Here is a 615-nt window from a genome sequence, read left to right on the forward strand (position 1 = left end):
AAAAACTGGACTAGTGCTTTTCATAGGATACATTGTTAGGTGTAGTTTTCTATTCTGGATGGATTACAAGTTCTTTATATCTAGTGCCATCTTCGTCCGCTAAGCCAACTCCTAATACTCTAACTCCGTCTACTATATAGTCTTGACAGTCATTACTATCATAATTTTTTACAAAATCAAAAAGCTCATGACTTATTTTTTTGTCTATCAATCCAATCCAGTGTGTATCAGGTATTAATTCGTCATAATAAATGATTAATCTTTCTGATATATTGTTTTCAAAAAATAATTCATTTATGAGACGAAAGTAATTAAGCATATCTCCATCATTAAGACCTAAAGTTTTAAAATCATTAAATGATTGCTCTTTAATTCCTTTATCAGTATAAATCTTAATTTCATTTAAACTTACTTCAAAAGATAAAATTTTTAATTTGCCTTTTAATATTGTATCATTTAATTGTTCAGTCAATTCGATATAATTGCTAGGGTCTTCTTCATACAAATCCATATAAAAATTGATACCTGTTTTACCTGAATTATTATTTATAAATTCTGTGATTGATTTTTTTTCTAATTCTTTCATATGGAATTGATTACTGTAAAATTATACAC

1 protein-coding gene is annotated in these 615 nt (G+C 26.3%); it reads right to left on the bottom strand.

The genetic code is table 11. From position 1 onward, the window contains the following. Nucleotides 1–49 precede the first annotated feature (49 nt). Entirely contained in the window at nt 50–586 is a 537-nt protein-coding gene (locus tag JM658_RS17010) for a hypothetical protein (protein ID WP_236961099.1), read from the bottom strand. Nucleotides 587–615: the final 29 nt, after the last annotated feature.

It is taken from the genome of Joostella atrarenae (assembly GCF_021764745.1).
Lineage (GTDB): Bacteria > Bacteroidota > Bacteroidia > Flavobacteriales > Flavobacteriaceae > Galbibacter > Galbibacter atrarenae.